We start from the raw sequence: 235 nt of genomic DNA on the forward strand, positions 1-235 counted from the left end.
GTAATGCCATTCTTGATTACTGTGCATAAATGGCGTGATGATATCTTCACCAGTATCTGAGGTAGCTTCTGTCTCTAAAAGCTCAACAACAAAGTTTTCTGAAACATATCTCACATTAAATCCAAGTTCTGTTAAGGTTTTTTCAAGGTCTTTTTTTGCTGCCTGAATGGATTCAAATTTTTCTGGGGAATATTCTATGAGGTAAACGAGCCCTGTTCTTTTCGCAGCATCTTGT

The 235-nt window shown here is 37.0% G+C and carries 1 protein-coding gene; it reads right to left on the reverse strand.

The annotated features are described in order from the left end of the window. Window positions 1–235: hypothetical protein (locus AOA61_RS31100; RefSeq protein WP_218197311.1), on the reverse strand; the 235-nt coding region annotated here is incomplete at both ends.

It is taken from the genome of Pseudomonas sp. 2995-1 (genome assembly GCF_002742505.1).
GTDB classification, from domain to species: Bacteria; Pseudomonadota; Gammaproteobacteria; order Pseudomonadales; family Pseudomonadaceae; genus Aquipseudomonas; species Aquipseudomonas sivasensis.